We start from the raw sequence: 467 nt of genomic DNA, 5'->3' as shown, positions 1-467 counted from the left end.
AGTTGATGGTGCTCGCGCTCGACGAGGCCTGCACCAACATCATTCGCCACGCCTATGGCGGCTGCACGAAGCGCCCCATTCGCCTGCTCATGAGCCATACCCGACGAGGCATTTGCTGCACCCTGCGCGATTACGGTCGAGCGTGCGATCCGGATAAAATCCGCAGCCGCGAACTCACCGATTTCCGCCCCGGCGGCCTCGGCGTGCGCATCCTCCACAGCGCCTTCGACCAGGTGCTTTTCGAACCGCAACTGCGCGGCACGCGGCTGACCCGCGCGAAATCGTTGCGGCACCCCGCACCGTCCCACGCGGCTTCCGCGGCGTAGCCTCAGGCCATCGCGAGCCGTTCGCGCAACCGACGCAGCTGCAGGATCGTGCGCTCCTCGTTGCGGGTGAGCTTGCGACCCGAAAGCGGCAGCTCGAGCTGCTGATAAACGGGACCGTGCTGGGAGCGGAGTGATTTGAGC

1 protein-coding gene is annotated in these 467 nt (G+C 66.0%); it reads left to right on the top strand.

What is annotated here, in order from left to right:
• The coding region (locus D7Y13_RS42465; RefSeq protein ID WP_147452690.1) for an ATP-binding protein at nt 1-326 on the top strand (326 nt) is incomplete at its 5' end.
• Nucleotides 327-467: the final 141 nt, after the last annotated feature.

Source organism: Corallococcus praedator (assembly GCF_003612125.1).
GTDB lineage: Bacteria > Myxococcota > Myxococcia > Myxococcales > Myxococcaceae > Corallococcus > Corallococcus praedator.
The sequence above is the reverse complement of the archived record's forward strand: the minus strand, read 5'-3'. Positions and strand labels throughout refer to the sequence as shown.